Here is a 17,223-nt window from a genome sequence, read left to right as displayed (position 1 = left end):
TACGCGAGAGCCCCCGCGACGACGATTCGTCGCGGGGGCTCCACCGCTTCGCGCGGGCCGCTCGGGGACCGGGGCGTCAGCCGCCCGTCGGGCCCTTCGTGTGCTTCGTCGGCTGCCCGCCCCCTGGTGTGGTGGGGGTGTCGGTCGGCGTGGGGGTGTTGCAGCTCTGGTCCCACGGGAAGCACGGCTTGGTCGGCGTGTCGCTCGGCGTGGGCTGAGTCGGCGGCGTCCAGGTCGGGCTGGTCGGCGGCGTCGTCATCGGCGTGGTCGCCGGCGGCGTCGTCGCGGTCGGGGTGGTGTCCGTGGGGGTCGGCGTCGGGCTCTTGACGTTGCCCCACACCACCTGGCCGACGTCGCCGGACGGCTGCTCGAACTGCAGCTGTGTCTGACCGGAGAGCGCCGTGCTCATGTAGTCCTTCCAGATCTGCGCGGGGAAGGAGTTACCGTGGATCTTCGCCGCGCCACCGGTTCCGTACATCTTCAGGAACGGGTTGTTGAGGACCTTGCCGGTCTTCTTGTCGATGTGCGTCTGGTCGTCACGCCGGAACATCACGATCGACGTCGACAGCTGCGGGGTGTACCCGTCGAACCAGGCCGACTTGTTGTCGTCGGTCGTACCGGTCTTGCCGGCCGCCGGCCGCCCGTCGGGCAGCTGGGCCGTGGTACCGGTGCCCTTCTTGATCACGTCGGTGAGCATCCCGGTGATCGTGTCCGAGACGTCGGAGGAGAAGGCCCGCTTGGGCGCCTTCTTGTGCTGGTAGACGGGCTGGCCCGAGTGCAGCACCTTCGTCACGGAGTACGGGGCGTTCTGCATCCCGTGGTTGTCGAAGGTGGAGTACGCCCCGGCCATCCGGATCGCGCTGGGCGACGAGGTGCCGATGGAGTACGTGACACTGTTCTGGTAGTCGTTCAGCGCGTTCTGGCCGCTGGGGACGAGACCGGCTGCGAGGGCGGCCTCGTGCACCTTGTCGGTGCCGACGTCCACACCGAGCTGGACGAAGGGTGCGTTGAGCGACTTGTCGAGCGCGGTCCGCAGGGTGACCCGGGGGTCGTTGTCCCCGTCGTCGTTCGGCTGCTTCCAGGGCTGGCCGTCGGTGTTGAGCCACGGCTTGCCGTTGTAATCCATGATCTGCTGGTTGTTCTTACCGCTGAACCAGCTGTCCGGCGACACCTTCTGCCGGGTCTCGTCGCTCTGCACCGGCCCGAGCTTGGGGTCGCGGATGCCGTGCGTCATCGCCGCGGCGAGCACGAACGGCTTGAAGGTCGATCCGACCTGCGCACCGGTCTCGTCCGCGTTGTCGGTGAAGTGCTTGGTGTAGTCGGTGCCGCCGTAGATGGCCTCGATCGCGCCGTCGCTCGGGTTGACCGAGGCGCCGCCGAACTGCACGAACTTGTCGACGTCCTCGCCCTTGTTCATGTGAGCGCCGCCGGGCTTGATGTACTGCTTCTGCACCTTCTTCACGGCGGCTTCCAGGGCGTTCACCTTCGGCTTCTGGAAGGTGGTGTAGATCTGGTAACCGCCCTGCGTCAACTGGTCGCTGCTCAGGTAGCTGTTGTTGATCAGGTAGTGCTTGGCCAGGTCCACCAGGTAGCCGATCTGGCCGGCCATCTGCGTGTTCTTCTTCGGCGCCTGCGGCATCGGGTACGTGTCGAACTTCGCGCGGTCGGCGGCCGTCATCCGGCCGTCCTTGACCTCCTGGTCGAGGATCCAGGCCCAGCGGTCCTTGGAGTTCTTCAGGTTGTTCGCCGGGGTGGCGGTCTGGTCGATGTCCGTGGCGCCGGCCGGGTCGTAGTACGTGGGGCCCTTGAGCAGCGCGGCGAGGAACGCGCACTCGCTCGGGTTCAGGTCGATCGCGTTCTTGTTGTAGTACGTGCGGGCGGCGGCCTGGATGCCGTAGGCGCCACGCCCGTAGTACGAGGTGTTCAGGTAGCCCGCCATGATGTCGGTCTTCTTCATGGTCGCGCCGACCTTTATGGAGATGAACAGCTCCTTGAACTTGCGGCTGATCGTCTGCTGCTGGTCGAGCCGGGTGTTCTTGACGTACTGCTGGGTGATCGTCGAACCGCCCTGCGTCTCACCGCCGCGGGCCATGTTGTAGATGGCACGGGTGATACCCATCGGGTCGACGCCCTTGTCCGTCCAGAACGTCTTGTTCTCGGCCGAGACCACGGCGTTCTGCATGCCCTTGGGGATCTCGTCGATGCTGATGATCTGCCGGTTGACGCTGTTCTCGCCGCCGGTGGCGATCATCGGGGTGCCGTCGGCCCAGTAGTAGACGTTGTTCTGGGCCTTCGCCGCCAGGTTCACGTCGGGGACGCTCACCATCGCGTAGGCGACACCCACCACGCCGATGATCGCGCCGAAGAAGCCGACGGTCATGGCCGTGACCTGACGCCAGGACGGAACCCAGCGACGCCAGCCGTCCTTGCCGAAGCGCGGGTAGTCGATGAGGCGCTTCTTGCCCGGGCGGCGGGCCGGACCGCGCCCGCCGCGGCCGGACGGCCCGCTCGGACCGCCGGGGCCACCCGGACCTGCCGGGCCGCCGGGGCCCGCGGGACCGCCGGCACGGCGTCGGCCGCCGCGGCCCTGAGCCGCACGGCGGGCCGCGGCGCGCCCCTGGTAGGGCCCGTCGTCCGAGCCGGAACCCTCGGGGGGACCGAACGGTGTGTCGCTGCGCGAGCCGACGGGCGGTCCCGCCGCGCGCCGTCCTCCGGAGGGCGACGGCGGTGGTGGGGGTGTCGGCTGCTGTCCCCCGCGTCGGGCGGCAGCCCTGCCACCGGCCGGCGGCGACTGCTGCGGCTTGCGACGGTGCTCGCTCATGAACAGCTACTCCTCGACAGGCGGGATCGCCTGAAGGCTTCGGTGACAGTCGGTCGGTCCCCCTGCGTGCGACATGTCAAGTCGCACCGCACCGAGGATCAAGACGCGCCGTGGCGTCCTGAGGTTCCCGGCGTTCTGCATGGCGAACAGAGTACGCAGGCCCAAAAGACGCTCGGTACGCAGATCCGGAACATATCGGGCGTCGATCGGCTCACAGAATCGCCGATGTGACGCCGGTCACCAGTCCGCGCCTTGCGTGATGTGTCGGGCCGTTCTATCGTCGCGATGTATCGACTCGATACATCGGGTCGAGACGGTCTGGGAAAACATGCTGAACACGGTAGCCGGGCCGGGACGAGCACCCGCAGGGCGCTCGCTACGCGAACGAGGAGACGATGGGAACGCAGCATTGAGCAAGCGCTCCGGAATCCTCGAGTTCGCGGTTCTCGGCCTGCTGCGCGAGTCCCCGATGCACGGCTATGAGCTGCGCAAGCGGCTCAACACCTCACTCGGAGTGTTCCGCGCCTTCAGCTACGGGACGCTGTACCCGTGCCTGAAGACGCTGGTCACCCAGGGGTGGCTGATCGAGGAGACGGCCGCGGACACCGATCCGTCGGCCGCGCCCCTCGCCGGCCGCCGGGCGAAGATCGTCTACCGGCTGACGGCCGCGGGCAAGGAGCACTTCGAGGAGCTCCTGGCCCACTCCGGCCCTGATGCCTGGGAGGACGAGCACTTCGCCGCTCGTTTCGCCTTCTTCGGCCAGACGTCGAAGGACGTCCGGATGCGCGTGCTCGAAGGGCGGCGCAGCCGCCTGGAGGAACGTCTGGAGAAGATGCGCGCCTCGCTGGCGCGCACCCGCGAACGGCTCGACGACTACACGCTCGAGCTGCAGCGGCACGGCATGGAATCGGTGGAGCGCGAGGTCCGCTGGCTCAACGAGCTGATCGAGACCGAACGGGCCGGACGCTCCGAGCGCCCGGCCACCGGACGGGACCACAACGACAACAACCAAGAGAACGGCGGCCGACCCGGGGACCGGGGAACCGCGTGACGATTTCACAAGGAGCAACCGGTATGGGTTCGGTTCGCGTAGCCATCGTTGGCGTCGGCAACTGTGCCACGTCGCTGGTGCAGGGTGTCGAGTACTACAAGGACGCCGACCCGGACAGCAGGGTGCCTGGTCTCATGCACGTGCAGTTCGGCGACTACCACGTGCGTGACGTCGAGTTCGTGGCCGCCTTCGATGTCGACGCGAAGAAGGTCGGTCTCGACCTCGCGGACGCCATCGGCGCCAGCGAGAACAACACCATCAAGATCACCGACGTGCCGCAGACCGGCGTGACGGTGCAGCGTGGTCACACCCTCGACGGCCTCGGCAAGTACTACCGCGAGACCATCGAGGAGTCCTCCGAGGCCCCGGTCGACGTGGTCCAGATCCTCAAGGACCGCCAGGTCGACGTCCTGGTCTGCTACCTGCCGGTCGGCTCCGAGGACGCGGCGAAGTTCTACGCCCAGTGCGCCATCGACGCCAAGGTCGCCTTCGTCAACGCCCTCCCGGTCTTCATCGCCGGCACCAAGGAGTGGGCGGACAAGTTCACCGAGGCCGGCGTGCCGATCGTCGGTGACGACATCAAGTCCCAGGTGGGCGCGACCATCACGCACCGCGTGCTGGCCAAGCTCTTCGAGGACCGCGGTGTCATCCTCGAGCGCACCATGCAGCTGAACGTCGGCGGCAACATGGACTTCAAGAACATGCTCGAGCGCGAGCGCCTGGAGTCCAAGAAGATCTCCAAGACGCAGGCCGTCACCTCGCAGATCCCCGACCGTGAACTGGGCGCCAAGAACGTCCACATCGGCCCCTCGGACTACGTGCAGTGGCTGGATGACCGCAAGTGGGCGTACGTCCGCCTCGAGGGCCGCGCGTTCGGCGACGTCCCGCTGAACCTGGAGTACAAGCTCGAGGTGTGGGACTCCCCGAACTCCGCGGGTGTCATCATCGACGCGCTGCGCGCCGCGAAGATCGCCAAGGACCGCGGCATCGGCGGCCCGATCCTGTCGGCGTCCTCGTACTTCATGAAGTCCCCGCCGGTGCAGTACTTCGACGACCAGGCCCGCGAGGCCGTCGAGAAGTTCATCCGCGGCGAGGTCGAGCGCTGAAGCGCTGCCTGACCACCGGATCGGTGTAGAACCATCAGCGAGGCCCCGGGTCGTGTACCCGGGGCCTCGCCGTCATGTGAGGCTGTGTCCATGCCTGTTGTCCGCGACCTGCGCGTGCTGCTGCGGCTGCCGGACTTCCGGCGGCTGCTCGCCGTGCGCCTGCTGTCCCAGCTCTCCGACGGCGTCTTCCAGGTCGCGCTCGCCTCCTACGTCGTCTTCTCCCCGGAGAAGCAGACGTCGCCAGCCGCCGTCGCCTCGGTGCTCGGTGTGCTGCTGCTGCCGTACTCGCTGGTCGGCCCGTTCACCGGGGTGCTCCTCGACCGCTGGCGACGCCGACAGGTCCTGCTGTACTGCAATCTCCTGCGCGCGGTGCTCTCGGGCGCCACCGCCGGGCTGGTCCTGCTGCACGTGCCGGACTGGCTCTTCTATCTCTCCGCCCTTTCGGTGACCGCCATCAACCGCTTCGTGCTGGCGGGGCTCTCGGCGGCGCTGCCGCGCGTGGTGGACGAGCCGCGGCTGGTCACCGCCAACTCCCTGTCCCCGACGGCAGGAACACTCGCCGCCACCGTGGGCGGAGGCGCCGCCTTCGTCGTGCACCTCTTCCTGGCAGCGGGAGCGGGCGCCGACGCGGCCACCGTGGTGCTGGCCGGCCTGCTCTACGGCTGTGCTGGGCTGACCGCCCTCACCCTGGGACGCGACCTGCTGGGACCCGACACCCGGGCACGCGGTCCCCGGCTGGCCGCCGCCGTGGTCTCCACCGGCCGCGGCCTCGTCGCCGGGCTGCGGCATCTACGGGAGCGGCCCGCCGCCCGGCAGGCGCTGCTCGCGATGACGGCCATGCGGTTCTGTTACGGCGCACTGACCGTGGTGCTGCTCATGCTGTGCCGCTACACGTGGTCGGACGCCAAGGACAGCGACCACGGACTCGCCCTGCTCGGCCTGGCCGTCGGCCTGTCCGCGGCCGGGTTCTTCGCCGCGGCCGTCATCACTCCGTGGGCCACCGCCCGCCTCGGCACGGCAGGCTGGATCACCGGGTGCTCGGCGGTCTCCGCGGTGCTGCTCGTGCCGCTCGCCCTGCCGTTCCGCGAGGCGCCCATGATGCTGGCCGCCTTCGCGCTCGGGATCACCACGCAGGGCGCCAAGATCGCCACCGACACCGTCGTCCAGACCCACGTCGACGATCGCTACCGCGGCCGGGTCTTCTCCCTCTACGACGTCGCCTTCAATGTGGCCTTCGTGGGCGCGGCAGCCGCCTGCGCGCTGCTTCTGCCGCCGGACGGCCGCTCCTCGACGGTGATCATCGCGCTGTCCCTGATCTACGCCGCGGTGGCAGCCGCCATGACCCGCGTGACCCAGCCGGCCCCCGAAGCATCCGACACCGGCCTCCGTTCGTAGACGGGAAAGGGGGACGGGGGACGGGGGACGGGTTCTTCTCGGGCTCTCTTCGGGCTCTCCTCGGGCTCTCCTCGGGCTCTCCTCGGGCTTCACGCCACGGCAGCGGATCGCAGCGATGTTTCACGTGGAACCGGGATGTTCCACGTGGAACATCGGGAGCGTGGGCGCTCATGGCAGACGAACCCGGGGTGATGTTCCACGTGGAACATCACCCCGGCTCTTGTCGTCACGCGACGGCTACTGCTCGGCCGCCCACCACTCCTTGAGCGCGGCGATGGCCGCCTCCTCACCCAGGGGACCGTTCTCCAGGCGCAGTTCCAGCAGGTGCTGGTAGGCCTTGCCGATCATCGGGCCCGGCTTGAGGTCCAGGATCCGCATGATCTGGTTGCCGTCCAGGTCGGGCCGGATGGCATCCAGCTCCTCCTGCTCCTGGAGCTCGGCGATGCGCGCCTCCAGGTTGTCGTAGGTGCGGGACAGGGCCGCCGCCTTGCGCTTGTTGCGGGTCGTGCAGTCCGAGCGGGTCAGCTTGTGGAGCCGGTCCAGCAGCGGGCCGCCGTCCCGGACGTAGCGGCGGACCGCCGAGTCGGTCCACTCGCCGGTGCCGTACCCGTGGAAACGCAGATGCAGCTCCACCAGCCGGGAGACGTCCTTGATCATGTCGTTGGGGTACTTCAGCTGGGTCATCCGCGCCTTGACCAGCTTCGCCCCGACGACCTCGTGGTGGTGGAAGGAGACCCGGCCGTCGGACTCGAACCGGCGCGTCTTGGGCTTGCCGATGTCGTGCAGCAGGGCGGCCAGCCGCAGGACCAAATCCGGGCCGTCCGTCTCCAGGTCGATGGCCTGCTCCAGCACGGTCAGGCTGTGCTCGTACACGTCCTTGTGGCGGAAGTGTTCGTCCCGCTCCAGCCGCAGCGCCGAGAGCTCCGGCAGCACACGGTCGGCCAGCCCGGTGTCCACGAGGAGACGCAGGCCCTTGCGGGGGTGCTCGGACAGCAGGAGCTTGTTGAGCTCGTCCCTGACCCGTTCGGCGGAGACGATCGCGATCCGGTCGGCCATCGCGGTCATCGCCGCCACGACCTCCGGGGCCACCTCGAAGTCCAGCTGCGCGGCGAACCGCGCCGCCCGGAGCATCCGCAGCGGGTCGTCGGAGAACGAGGCCTCCGGAGTGCCCGGCGTCCGCAGCACACGGGCCGCGAGGTCGTCCAGGCCGCCGTAGGGGTCCACGAAATGGGTGTCGGGCAGGGCGACCGCCATCGCGTTCACCGTGAAGTCCCGGCGGACCAGGTCCTCCTCGATGGTGTCGCCGTAGGAGACCTCCGGCTTGCGGGAGGTCCGGTCGTAGGCCTCGGAGCGGTAGGTGGTGACCTCGACCTGGAAGCCGTCCTTCATTCCGCCCACCGTGCCGAAGGCGATGCCGACCTCCCAGACCGCGTCGGCCCAGGGCCGCAGGATCTTCAGCACGTCCGCCGGGCGGGCGTCCGTGGTGAAATCGAGATCGTTGCCGAGCCGTCCGAGCAGGGTGTCTCTGACCGAGCCCCCGACGAGAGCGAGCTGGAAGCCGGCATCGCGGAAACGCCGGCCGAGGTCCTCGGCCACGGGTTCGATCGTGTGGCGGGCCTGCGGGGTCTGGGCGGCATTGGTGGCGTTCGGCACAACGTCAAAGGGTACGGGTCCCGAGCGGTCCACGACGCCCCGGTTTCGGCCTCGGCATGGCGGCGACGGGCCTTCCGGATCTTGACTCCGTCGCACGTGGACACAGCGCCGCTCGTTAACATGCCAGCACGCACTTCCGAAGAACCACCGAGTACCGATGACGACGAGGGACGGCGAACGCGTGGGCGACGCGGCACAGGCACCCCGGACAGCTCCGCCGGCGCGCCGCCGGCGGTGGCTGCGGGCGACGGCGGCCATCGCCGGGGCCACCCTGCTCACCGGCCTGCTCCAGGGCCTCCAGGCGACCGGCTCCGAGGCCGACTCCTTGAACGGTTCGCAGGCCAAGGCTCCGAGCGGGTCCCGCACCGCGGTCCTGTCGATCGACACTCTCGATCCGCGCGTCCCCACCAAGGACGGCTCGGTCACCGTGTCGGGCACGATCACCAACGACGGCAAGTCGACGATCACCGACGCCAAGGTCGAGCTCCGTACGGGCCCCGGCGGTCCGCTGCACACGCGCAGCGACATGACCAGCGCGGCCGACCGGGCGGGCTTCACCACCCAGGCCGACGGCGAGGTCGACGGCGACCCGGTCGGCCTCCCGGACATCCCGGCGGGCAGCACCGTCCCGTACACCATCAAGGTGCCGGTGAGCGCCCTGAGCCTCGGCGACACGGGCGTCTACCAGCTCGGCGTCACCCTCGAGGGGCAGAACAGCGCCCTGGCGTGGCCGCACGTGCTGGGCATCAAGCGGACCTTCCTGCCCTGGTACGCCGACGGTGAGGCCGCCAAGGCCACCGAGATGACCTACCTGTGGCCGCTCACCGACCGGCCGCACATCGCCGCCCGCGGGGACACCGACACCGCCCAGAGCCCGATCTTCCTCGACGACGACCTGACGCAGGAGCTCGCCCCCGGCGGCCGGCTGGACCAGATGGTGCAGCTCGGCAAGCAGCTCCCGGTGACCTGGGTCATCAACCCCGACCTGCTCGCCACAGTCGAGGCCATGCTCAAGAGCTACCGGGTCGCGGGACCCGGCGGTGACGTCGCCCACACCACGCCCGGCACGGGATCCGCCGTGGCCCGCCAGTGGCTGAACTCGGTCAAGGCGGCCGTCGCCGGCGCCCAGGTGGTGGCGCTGCCCTTCGGGGACACCGACCTGGCCTCGCTGGCCCACCACGGCACGTCCGGCACCATCTCCCACGTCAAGGACGCCGCGCTGCTGGGCCGGAGCACGGTGAACACCATCCTGGGCGTCCAGGCCTCGGCGAACGTCGCCTGGCCCGTCCAGGGCGCCGTCGACTCGTCCATCGTGTCGGTGGCCCGCAGCGGCGGCATGAACCGGATCATCGCCAGCAACGCCACGTTCCCCGAGAACGACCTGGCGTACACGCCGACGGCGGCGCGTTCGCTGGGCGGCGGCATGACGGGGCTGGTGTCCGACGCCTCCCTGTCGAACGCCTTCACCGGTGACATGCTGCACGAGCAGAACGCCAACCTGGCCGTCCAGAGCTTCCTCTCCCAGACGCTCCTCATCACCATGCAGGCACCGGAGAACCAGCGGTCCCTGGTGGTGGCGCCGCAGCGGATGCCCACGGTCTCGCAGGCGCAAGCCATGGCCGAGGCGATCTCCACCACCGAGTCCAGCCCCTGGACCCAGTCGGTGGACCTCAACGCGGCGGCGACCGCGCACCCGGACTCGCACGTCTCCCACCGGGTCCCGCCCACGAGCGCGTACCCGGCCTCGCTGCGCAAGCAGGAGCTGTCGACCAACGCGTTCGAGCAGATCCAGGAGACGCAGCGGAACCTCAACGACTTCGTGGTGATTCTCACCGTCAAGGACCGGGTGACCGTGCCGTTCGGCAACGCCGTGCTGCGGTCGATGTCGACGGAGTGGCGGGGTGACTCCGGCGGCGCCGCGGACTTCCGCGACGCGATCGGCGGCTATCTGCAGGACCTGATCAACGCGGTCCACATCCTCGACAAGACCACGCTCACGCTCTCCGGCCGCAGCGGCACCATTCCCGTCACGGTCAAGAACGACCTCGGGCAGCCGATCACCGGCCTGGTGCTGCGGCTCACATCCGGCACCAACATCAGGCTTGAGATCCGCAATCCGGAGCAGCCGATCACCATTGACGGCGGCCACACCCGTACCCTGAAGTTCCAGACCAAGGCCAACGCCAACGGCACGGTCCGGATCACCGCGCATCTCTACACGAAGAACGGTACGCAGTACGGCCTGTACGGCGGCACCGTGCGGTTCGACGTGAATGTCACCAAGGTCACCGACCTGGTGATGCTGATCATCGCGGCCGGACTGCTGCTGCTGGTGCTCGCCGGGGTACGCATCTACCGTCAACGTAAGCGGCAGGCGGCCGACGACGGTGGAGACGACGGGTCCGGCGGCGACGGCACGAGTGACGGAAGCAGCGGAGACGGCGGCGACGGCGGACAGGCCGAGAGCAAGGACACGGGGCAGCCGGGTGACCCTGCGGCTGACACCGGCCTGGACAGCCAGGAGCGGTCACCGGCGGGTGAGAAGGTGGACGGATAGCCAGCGGACAATAAGGTGGGGCACTGATGAACGCGCCGTACGACGGTGATCGCGACGCTTCGGGCCACACGCCTCCCTCGCCCGAAGAGCGTCCCACGCCACCTGACCCGTATCTGCAGAACACCTACGCCTACGATCCGTACCAGCAGCAGGATCCGTCGGCTCAGGACCCCGTCGACGAGGCGCTCTACGACCGGGCCGCGCATCCGCCGCCCCCGTCGTACGGCCAGCAGCACTGGCAGCAGGCGATGTACCCGCAGATGCCCTACAGCGACAACCCGTCGACGCAGTACCTGGGCGTCGACGACTTCGTGGGGCACACGGGTCAGTTCCCGCAGTACGACGCGTACCAGCACCTGTACCGCGACCAGCAGCCCGGCGCCTACCCCCAGCAGGGCGGCCAGCCGCAGCCGGGGCAGCAGCAGCCCTACCCCCAGCAGGGACAGCAGGCGTACCCGCAGCAGGGGCAGCCGCAGGATCCGCGGCAGGGCTACTACCAGCAGTCCCCGGGCTACCAGCAGCAGTACGGCGCGCCGCAGGACTACACGCAGCAGCAGTACGGCTATGCCCAGGTGCCCGCCGACAACACGGGCACCGGCTACTCCGAGCCCGCGTACGAAGAGCCGCCCTACGGGCAGGCCACGTACTACCAGGGCACCGAGCAGCAGCCGTACGTCGAGCCCGAGCCCCAGTACGCCGACCCCCGGTACCACCAGCAGCACGCCCCGGCGGGAGCCCCGCCGTACCCGCAGCAGCCCGACACCGGGCAGATGCCGCCGCGGGACGCGACCGGGCAGATGCCCCCGGTGGCGCCGGCCGCACCGGCCACCCGCGGCGGCGGCATCCTCAAGTCCAGCGCGCTGATGGCCGCCGGCACCCTGGTCTCCCGGGTGACCGGCTTCGTCCGCACCCTGGTCATCGCCGCCGCGATCGGTGTCGCCACCCTCGGCGACTCCTACGCGGTCGCCAACACCCTGCCGACGATGATCTACATCCTCACCATCGGCGGCGGCCTCAACTCGGTGTTCGTCCCGCAGCTCGTGCGCGCGATGAAGGACGACGACGACGGCGGCGCGGCGTACGCCAACCGCCTGCTGACCGTGGTCATGGTGATCCTTGGCGGCATCGTCGCGGTCACCGTCATCGGGGCGCCGCTGCTGATCCGGCTGATGTCGGCGAAGATCGCGGCCAACCCCGACACCTACAACGTGGCGATCACCTTCGCCCGGTACTGCCTGCCGACCATCTTTTTCATGGGCGTCCACGTGGTGATGGGCCAGGTGCTCAACGCCCGCGGCAGGTTCGGCGCGATGATGTGGACCCCGGTCCTCAACAACATCGTGGTGATCTTCACCTTCCTGATGTTCATCTGGGTCTACGGCTCCTACAGCACGACCCACATGGACGCCACGACCATCACGCCGGAAGGCACCCGGCTGCTGGGCATCGGAACCCTGCTGGGCCTGGTCGTGCAGTCGCTGGCCATGCTCCCGTACCTGAGAGACGCCGGCTTCAAGTTCCGGCCGCGCTTCGACTGGCGCGGCCACGGACTCGGCCACGCGGCCAAGCTCGCCAAGTGGACGTTCTTCTTCGTGCTGGCCAACCAGGCGGGCCTCATCGCGGTCACCCAGCTCGCCACCTGGGCCGGCTCCAACGCCGACAAGGACGGCTACCAGGGCACCGGCATCACCGCGTACAACAACGCCCTGCTGATCTGGCAGATGCCGCAGGCCATCATCACCGTCTCGGTGATGGCGGCGGTGCTGCCGCGGATCTCCCGGGCCGCGGCCGACGGCGACATCTCCGCGGTCCGCGACGACATCTCCTACGGCCTGCGCACCTCGGCGGTGGCGATGGTGCCCGCCGGCTTCGCGTTCCTCGCCCTGGGCGTGCCGATGTGCGGCCTGCTCTACGCCAGCACCGGCGCCGAGTCCGCGCAGAACATCGGCTTCATCCTCATGGCGTTCGGCGTCGGCCTGATCCCGTTCTCGGTGCAGTACGTGATCCTGCGCGGCTTCTACGCCTTCGAGGACACCCGGACCCCCTTCTACAACACGGTCATCGTGGCCGCCGTCAACGCGGCGGCGTCCGCGGTCTGCTTCCTGCTGCTGCCCTCACGCTGGGCCGTGGTCGGCATGGCCTTCTCCTACGGCCTCGCCTACGCGGTGGGCGTCGGTGTGGCCGCCAAGCGGCTGCGCGCCCGGCTGCGCGGGGACCTCGACGGACGGCGTGTGGTGCGCACCTATGCCCGCCTGATCGGGGCGTGCTTCCCGGCCGCCGCGATCGCCGGCGTCGCCGTCTACCTCATCACCAAGTCGCTGGGTGACGGTCCGGTCGGCTCGCTGGCCGCGCTCGTGGTCGGCGGCGTCCTGCTGCTGGGCCTCTTCGTCCTCGCCGCGAAGCGCATGAGGATCCAGGAGATGACAGCGATGATCGGTATGGTGCGGGGGCGTCTCGGACGCTGAGGCCGGTCTTCACAGCACCGCGGCCCGCTGTCGCGCAACCATCGCGGTCTGCCGCGTGTCGTGCATAGAGCCGGAGTGTGGGCACAATTGTCTTCGGCTTGAGGTGAGATCGCGCAATGGATGGGGAGGCAGGAACGACGGTGGCGGATCGGAGCACGGCCGCTGTCGGCGTGGCCAGCGAGGGCGGCGATGCGCCCGGCGCTCAGCACAACGGTGCCACTCCCGACGGGACGACGAACGACGACCAGACCAAGGGCAAGCCCGAGGGCGACGCGACCGAGAGCACCCACGGGGAACAGCCTGACGCCACCGCAGAACCCGCAGAGAAGGCCACAGAAGACGCTGACACCGACGCGGAGACCGTTGCCGGTGTCGTGACCCCGGGTGCCGCCTCCGAGCCCGGCAGCGCGGCTCCTGAGCCCGCTCGCGGGGAGGAGACGGCCGCCACGGAGGAGTTGCCCGCGGAGGCGACGGCTCCCACCCAGGAGTTGCCCGCCGAGGCGACCGCTCCCACCCAGGAGCTGCCCGCCGAGGCGACCGCTCCCACCCAGGAGCTGCCGGCCGAGGACGCGAACCCCACCGAGTTGCTGCCCGCCGGCGAGACCACCCCCACCCAGCGCCTCACTCCTCAGCACATGCGCGAGAAGGAGAACGAGGAGAAGAACGCCGCGAGCACCTCCGGCAAGGGCACCGCGGCCAAGCGCGCCACGGCCGAGGGCGCCGGCGCCGGGAACGGCGCTGGGGCGAAGCCGGAGACCGGTTCCAAGACCGAGCCGGAGACCGGCTCCGAGGCCGAGCCGAAGGGCGCGGCCGAGTCGAAGCCCGAGCCCACACCCGCACCGAAGGCCCAGCGCGAGCCGGAACCCACGCCCGAACCCTCGGCTGAGCCCAAGCCGGAGACCCCGGCCCGTTCCGTCCCCGTGAAGCGACCGGAGCTGCACAGCGGTCACAAGCTGGCCCGCCGCTACCAGTTGGAAGAGTGCGTCACCCGGGTCGACGGCTTCAGCAGCTGGCGCGCCGTCGACGAGAAGCTCCGCCGGGCCGTCGGCATCCACATCCTGCCCGCTGACCACACGCGCGGCCGCCAGGTGCTCGCCGCCGCACGCTCCGCGGCGCTCCTGGGCGACCCGCGGTTCGTCCAGGTCCTCGACGCCGTCGAGGAGAACGACCTCGTCTACGTCATCCACGAGTGGCTGCCGGACGCCACCGCCCTCAGCGACCTGCTGGCGGCGGGCCCCCTGGAGCCGCACGACGCGTACCAGATGGTGAGTCAGGTCTCGCAGGCCATGACCGCCGCCCACCGCGAGGGACTGGCGCATCTGCGGCTCGACCCGGGTGCGGTGCTCCGGACGGTGTCCGGGCAGTACCGGATCCGCGGCCTCGCGGTCACCGCCGCGCTGCGCGGCCTGAAGTCCGACCGGCCGCAGCGCCAGGACACCGAGGCGATCGGTGCGCTGCTCTACGCCTCCCTCACCCAGCGGTGGCCCTACGAGGAGGACGCGCACGGCCTGACCGGGCTGCCCAAGGGCGTCGGCCTGGTGGCCCCCGACCAGGTGCGGGCGGGCATCCACCGCGGTCTGTCCGAGGTGGCCATGCGAGCCCTGGTGAACGACGGCGCGACGGCCTCCCGGGAGGAGCCGCCCTGCACCACGCCCGAGGAGCTCGCCAAGGCCGTCGCGGGCATGCCCCGGATCAGGAAGCCGGAGCAGGCGCCGCCGGTCTACCAGCCGCCGGCCTTCCAGAAGTACCCGCCGGCGACTCCGCCGCCGCGCGGCGCCACCCGCACCACCCCACCGGTCCAGGTGCCGCCGCCGGCGCTGCCGGGCCGGACCGGGCAGGCCCTGAAGTGGGCGGTCGCCGCCCTGCTCATCGTGGCGATCGGGCTCGGCAGCTGGCAGCTCGCCGACGCGCTGAAGTCCAACGAGGACGGCGCACCCAAGCACACGCCCACGGGGCAGAAAGCCGGCCAGAACACCGCGCCGCCCGCGCCCAAGCCGATCGCGATCGCCACGGCCAAGGACTTCGACCCGTACGGCGACGACCACAGCGAGAACCCGTCCCAGGTCCCGAACGCCTACGACAACAACCCGAGCACGTACTGGCAGACCAGCTGGTACACCCAGGCCAACCTCGGCGGTCTGAAGCCCGGTGTCGGAGTCATCGTGGACCTCGGACATGCCGCGAACGTGAGCAAGGTGAAGGTGGACTTCATAGGGTCCACCTCGGTCCAGCTCCTGGCCGCCCCCAGCACCACCTCGTCGATGCCGACCACGCTCGACGGCTTCACCAAGGTCGCCGAGGGTTCGGGCGAGCAGGTGACGCTCACGCCCACCTCCAAGGTGTCCTCCCGGTATCTGCTGGTCTGGCTGACCAAGCTCCCGCAGGAGTCGTCGGGGACGTTCCGTGGCAAGATCGGCGAGATCAGCGTCACAGGCTGAGCCGAGCACACCGCGGGATCCAGGGGGGAGGCAGCCATGGAGCAGAACCCGCTGGCCGGCGTCGCCGACGCCGACCTCCTGGCGCGGCACGTCGCAGGGGACACGGACGCCTTCGGAGAACTGGTCCGGCGGCACCGGGACCGCCTGTGGGCCGTGGCCCTGCGCACCCTCGGGGACCGCGAGGAGGCCGCTGACGCCGTCCAGGACGCCCTCGTGTCGGCCTTCCGGAGTGCCCACAGCTTCCGCGGCCAGTCGGCCGTGACGACCTGGCTGCACCGGATCACCGTGAACGCCTGCCTGGACCGCGTCCGGCGGGCGGCCAGCCGCCGGACCTCACCCGTCGCGGACGACCAGAACTTCGAGGCCCTCATGGAGCCGCACGAGTCCGCCGAGGCGCCGGCCGAGCGCGACGAGCTCCAGCGGGAGCTCGTCGCCGCCCTGGCCACGCTGCCGCCCGAGCAGCGGGCCGCGCTGGTCCTCGTGGACATGCAGGGCTACCCGGTGGCCGAGGCCGCGGCGGTGCTCGATGTGCCCACCGGAACCGTGAAGAGCCGTTGCGCCCGGGGCCGCGCCCGGCTGCTCCCGCTGCTCACTCATCTCCGCCTGACGGAGGCGGGTACCGGCGATCTTGGCAGGGGAAGGAACCCGACGGAGGGGACATCCGTCCCAGAGACGGGAACGGAACAGGGCGGAGGTGGCCACCGATGACGACGGGGATGGACCCGCATCCCGAGGTCTCGGAGATCTCCGACCTCTCCGAGGGCTTGCTGCCCCCTGACCGCAGTGCCGAGGTTCAGGCACACATCGCCGACTGCGACCTCTGCCGGGATGTCCTGCGCTCGCTGGAGGAGATCCGCGGCATGCTCGGGACACTGCCCGGCCCCCCGCGCATGCCTGCTGACGTCGCGGGCCGGATCGATGCCGCCCTGGCCGCCGAGGCGCTGCTCGACTCCACCCGGCCCCCTGTTCCACGTGGAACATCGACCGGTTCCACGGCACGGCCGACCCCTGTTCCACGTGAAACATCAACAGCTCCCGGCGGGCATCCCGGAGGCACGTCCGGGCCGGGTCGTGCCGGACGGTCCGGGGACCGCTCGGCGGGCAGCCGCAGACGGCGCGGGTTCCTCGCCGTCGCCATGGCCGCCGCGACCGCCCTGCTGGGCGGAGTCATCTGGGCAGCCACCTCCGGGTCGGGCGGGACCTCGAACAGCGCCGGACTGGACACGGCCCAGCAGAAGACGGCCGGGGCCAACGCCGACGCGGTCCGCCAGCAGGTGCACGACCTGCTGGCCGCGCCGAACACCACATACGCCGCCCAGAGCCCGGGGTCCACCGATCGCGGCAACACGCCGATGCTCCACCAGGACACCAATGGGGCCTCCGCACAGCCGAAGGCCTCCCCGGTGGCGGTGCCGCCGTGCGTCCTCAAGGCCACTCACCGGACCCAGACCCCGCTGGCCGCAGGCCGTGAGCTCTTCCGGGGTGCGCAGTCCTATCTCGTGGTTCTGCCGCACCCGCATGACGCCTCCCGCGTGGACGCCTTCGTCGTCAACGCCTCGTGTACGCCGAGCAGCCCGGGTGCGGTTCTCTTCCAGGGGACCTATCCCCGTTAGGACGTCGGCCACGGCGCCGCGTGAGCGGTGCGCTGCCGTGGGAATGCGGGACCCGTAGGATCCGTTAGGCAGGACGAGAGTCCAGCCAGGGCCCCCACCGCAGTTCGCAGAGACGAGGAAGACA

General features: G+C 70.1%; 10 protein-coding genes. 8 read left to right on the top strand and 2 right to left on the bottom strand.

Going from position 1 to position 17,223, the window contains the following annotated elements; genetic code table 11:
* Window positions 1-76: 76 nt before the first annotated feature.
* Window positions 77-2,380 carry a transglycosylase domain-containing protein gene (locus K7862_RS16010; protein ID WP_262413232.1) on the bottom strand — a complete coding sequence of 768 codons (2,304 nt, stop codon included), beginning with the start codon at window positions 2,378-2,380 and terminating at the stop codon, window positions 77-79.
* A gap of 850 nt (window positions 2,381-3,230) precedes the next feature.
* Between K7862_RS16010 and K7862_RS16005 the strand changes: the two genes are divergently transcribed.
* The 3 genes from K7862_RS16005 (at window position 3,231) to K7862_RS15995 (ending at window position 6,373) form a co-directional block, all read left to right on the top strand.
* Window positions 3,231-3,872, top strand: a complete 642-nt coding sequence (locus tag K7862_RS16005) for a PadR family transcriptional regulator (RefSeq protein ID WP_222963268.1) — start codon at window positions 3,231-3,233, stop codon at window positions 3,870-3,872.
* Window positions 3,873-3,895: 23 nt separating this feature from the next.
* Window positions 3,896-4,978, top strand: coding sequence for an inositol-3-phosphate synthase (locus K7862_RS16000; protein WP_222963267.1), 1,083 nt, complete (start codon window positions 3,896-3,898; stop codon window positions 4,976-4,978).
* Between the two features lie 90 nt (window positions 4,979-5,068).
* On the top strand, window positions 5,069-6,373 hold the full coding sequence (locus K7862_RS15995; protein ID WP_222963266.1) for an MFS transporter: 1,305 nt from the start codon (window positions 5,069-5,071) through the stop codon (window positions 6,371-6,373).
* Between the two features lie 237 nt (window positions 6,374-6,610).
* Here the strand turns inward: K7862_RS15995 and K7862_RS15990 are convergent, their stop codons facing one another.
* Entirely contained in the window at window positions 6,611-8,026 is a 1,416-nt protein-coding gene (locus K7862_RS15990) for a CCA tRNA nucleotidyltransferase (RefSeq protein ID WP_222963265.1), read from the bottom strand.
* 157 nt (window positions 8,027-8,183) lie between these two features.
* Here K7862_RS15990 and K7862_RS15985 point away from each other — a divergent pair, with 157 nt between their 5' ends.
* The 5 genes from K7862_RS15985 (at window position 8,184) to K7862_RS15965 (ending at window position 17,099) form a co-directional block, all read left to right on the top strand.
* On the top strand, window positions 8,184-10,583 hold the full coding sequence (locus K7862_RS15985) for a DUF6049 family protein (RefSeq protein ID WP_222963264.1): 2,400 nt from the start codon (window positions 8,184-8,186) through the stop codon (window positions 10,581-10,583).
* A 26-nt stretch (window positions 10,584-10,609) separates the two neighbouring features.
* Window positions 10,610-13,048, top strand: coding sequence for a murein biosynthesis integral membrane protein MurJ (gene murJ, locus K7862_RS15980; protein WP_222963263.1), 2,439 nt, complete (start codon window positions 10,610-10,612; stop codon window positions 13,046-13,048).
* Between the two features lie 635 nt (window positions 13,049-13,683).
* A complete protein-coding gene (locus tag K7862_RS15975; RefSeq protein WP_262413255.1) occupies window positions 13,684-15,486 on the top strand; it encodes a serine/threonine protein kinase in 1,803 nt (600 codons plus the stop codon).
* 36 nt (window positions 15,487-15,522) lie between these two features.
* Entirely contained in the window at window positions 15,523-16,194 is a 672-nt protein-coding gene (gene sigM, locus K7862_RS15970) for an RNA polymerase sigma factor SigM (RefSeq protein ID WP_222963261.1), read from the top strand.
* Window positions 16,191-17,099: an anti-sigma factor family protein gene (locus K7862_RS15965; protein ID WP_222963260.1), complete on the top strand. Its 909-nt coding sequence runs from the start codon at window positions 16,191-16,193 to the stop codon at window positions 17,097-17,099. The genes sigM and K7862_RS15965 overlap by 4 nt, the downstream gene beginning before the upstream one ends.
* Window positions 17,100-17,223: the final 124 nt, after the last annotated feature.

This window comes from Actinacidiphila acidipaludis, from assembly GCF_019890725.1.
GTDB lineage: Bacteria > Actinomycetota > Actinomycetes > Streptomycetales > Streptomycetaceae > Actinacidiphila > Actinacidiphila acidipaludis.
The sequence above is the reverse complement of the archived record's forward strand: the minus strand, read 5'-3'. Positions and strand labels throughout refer to the sequence as shown.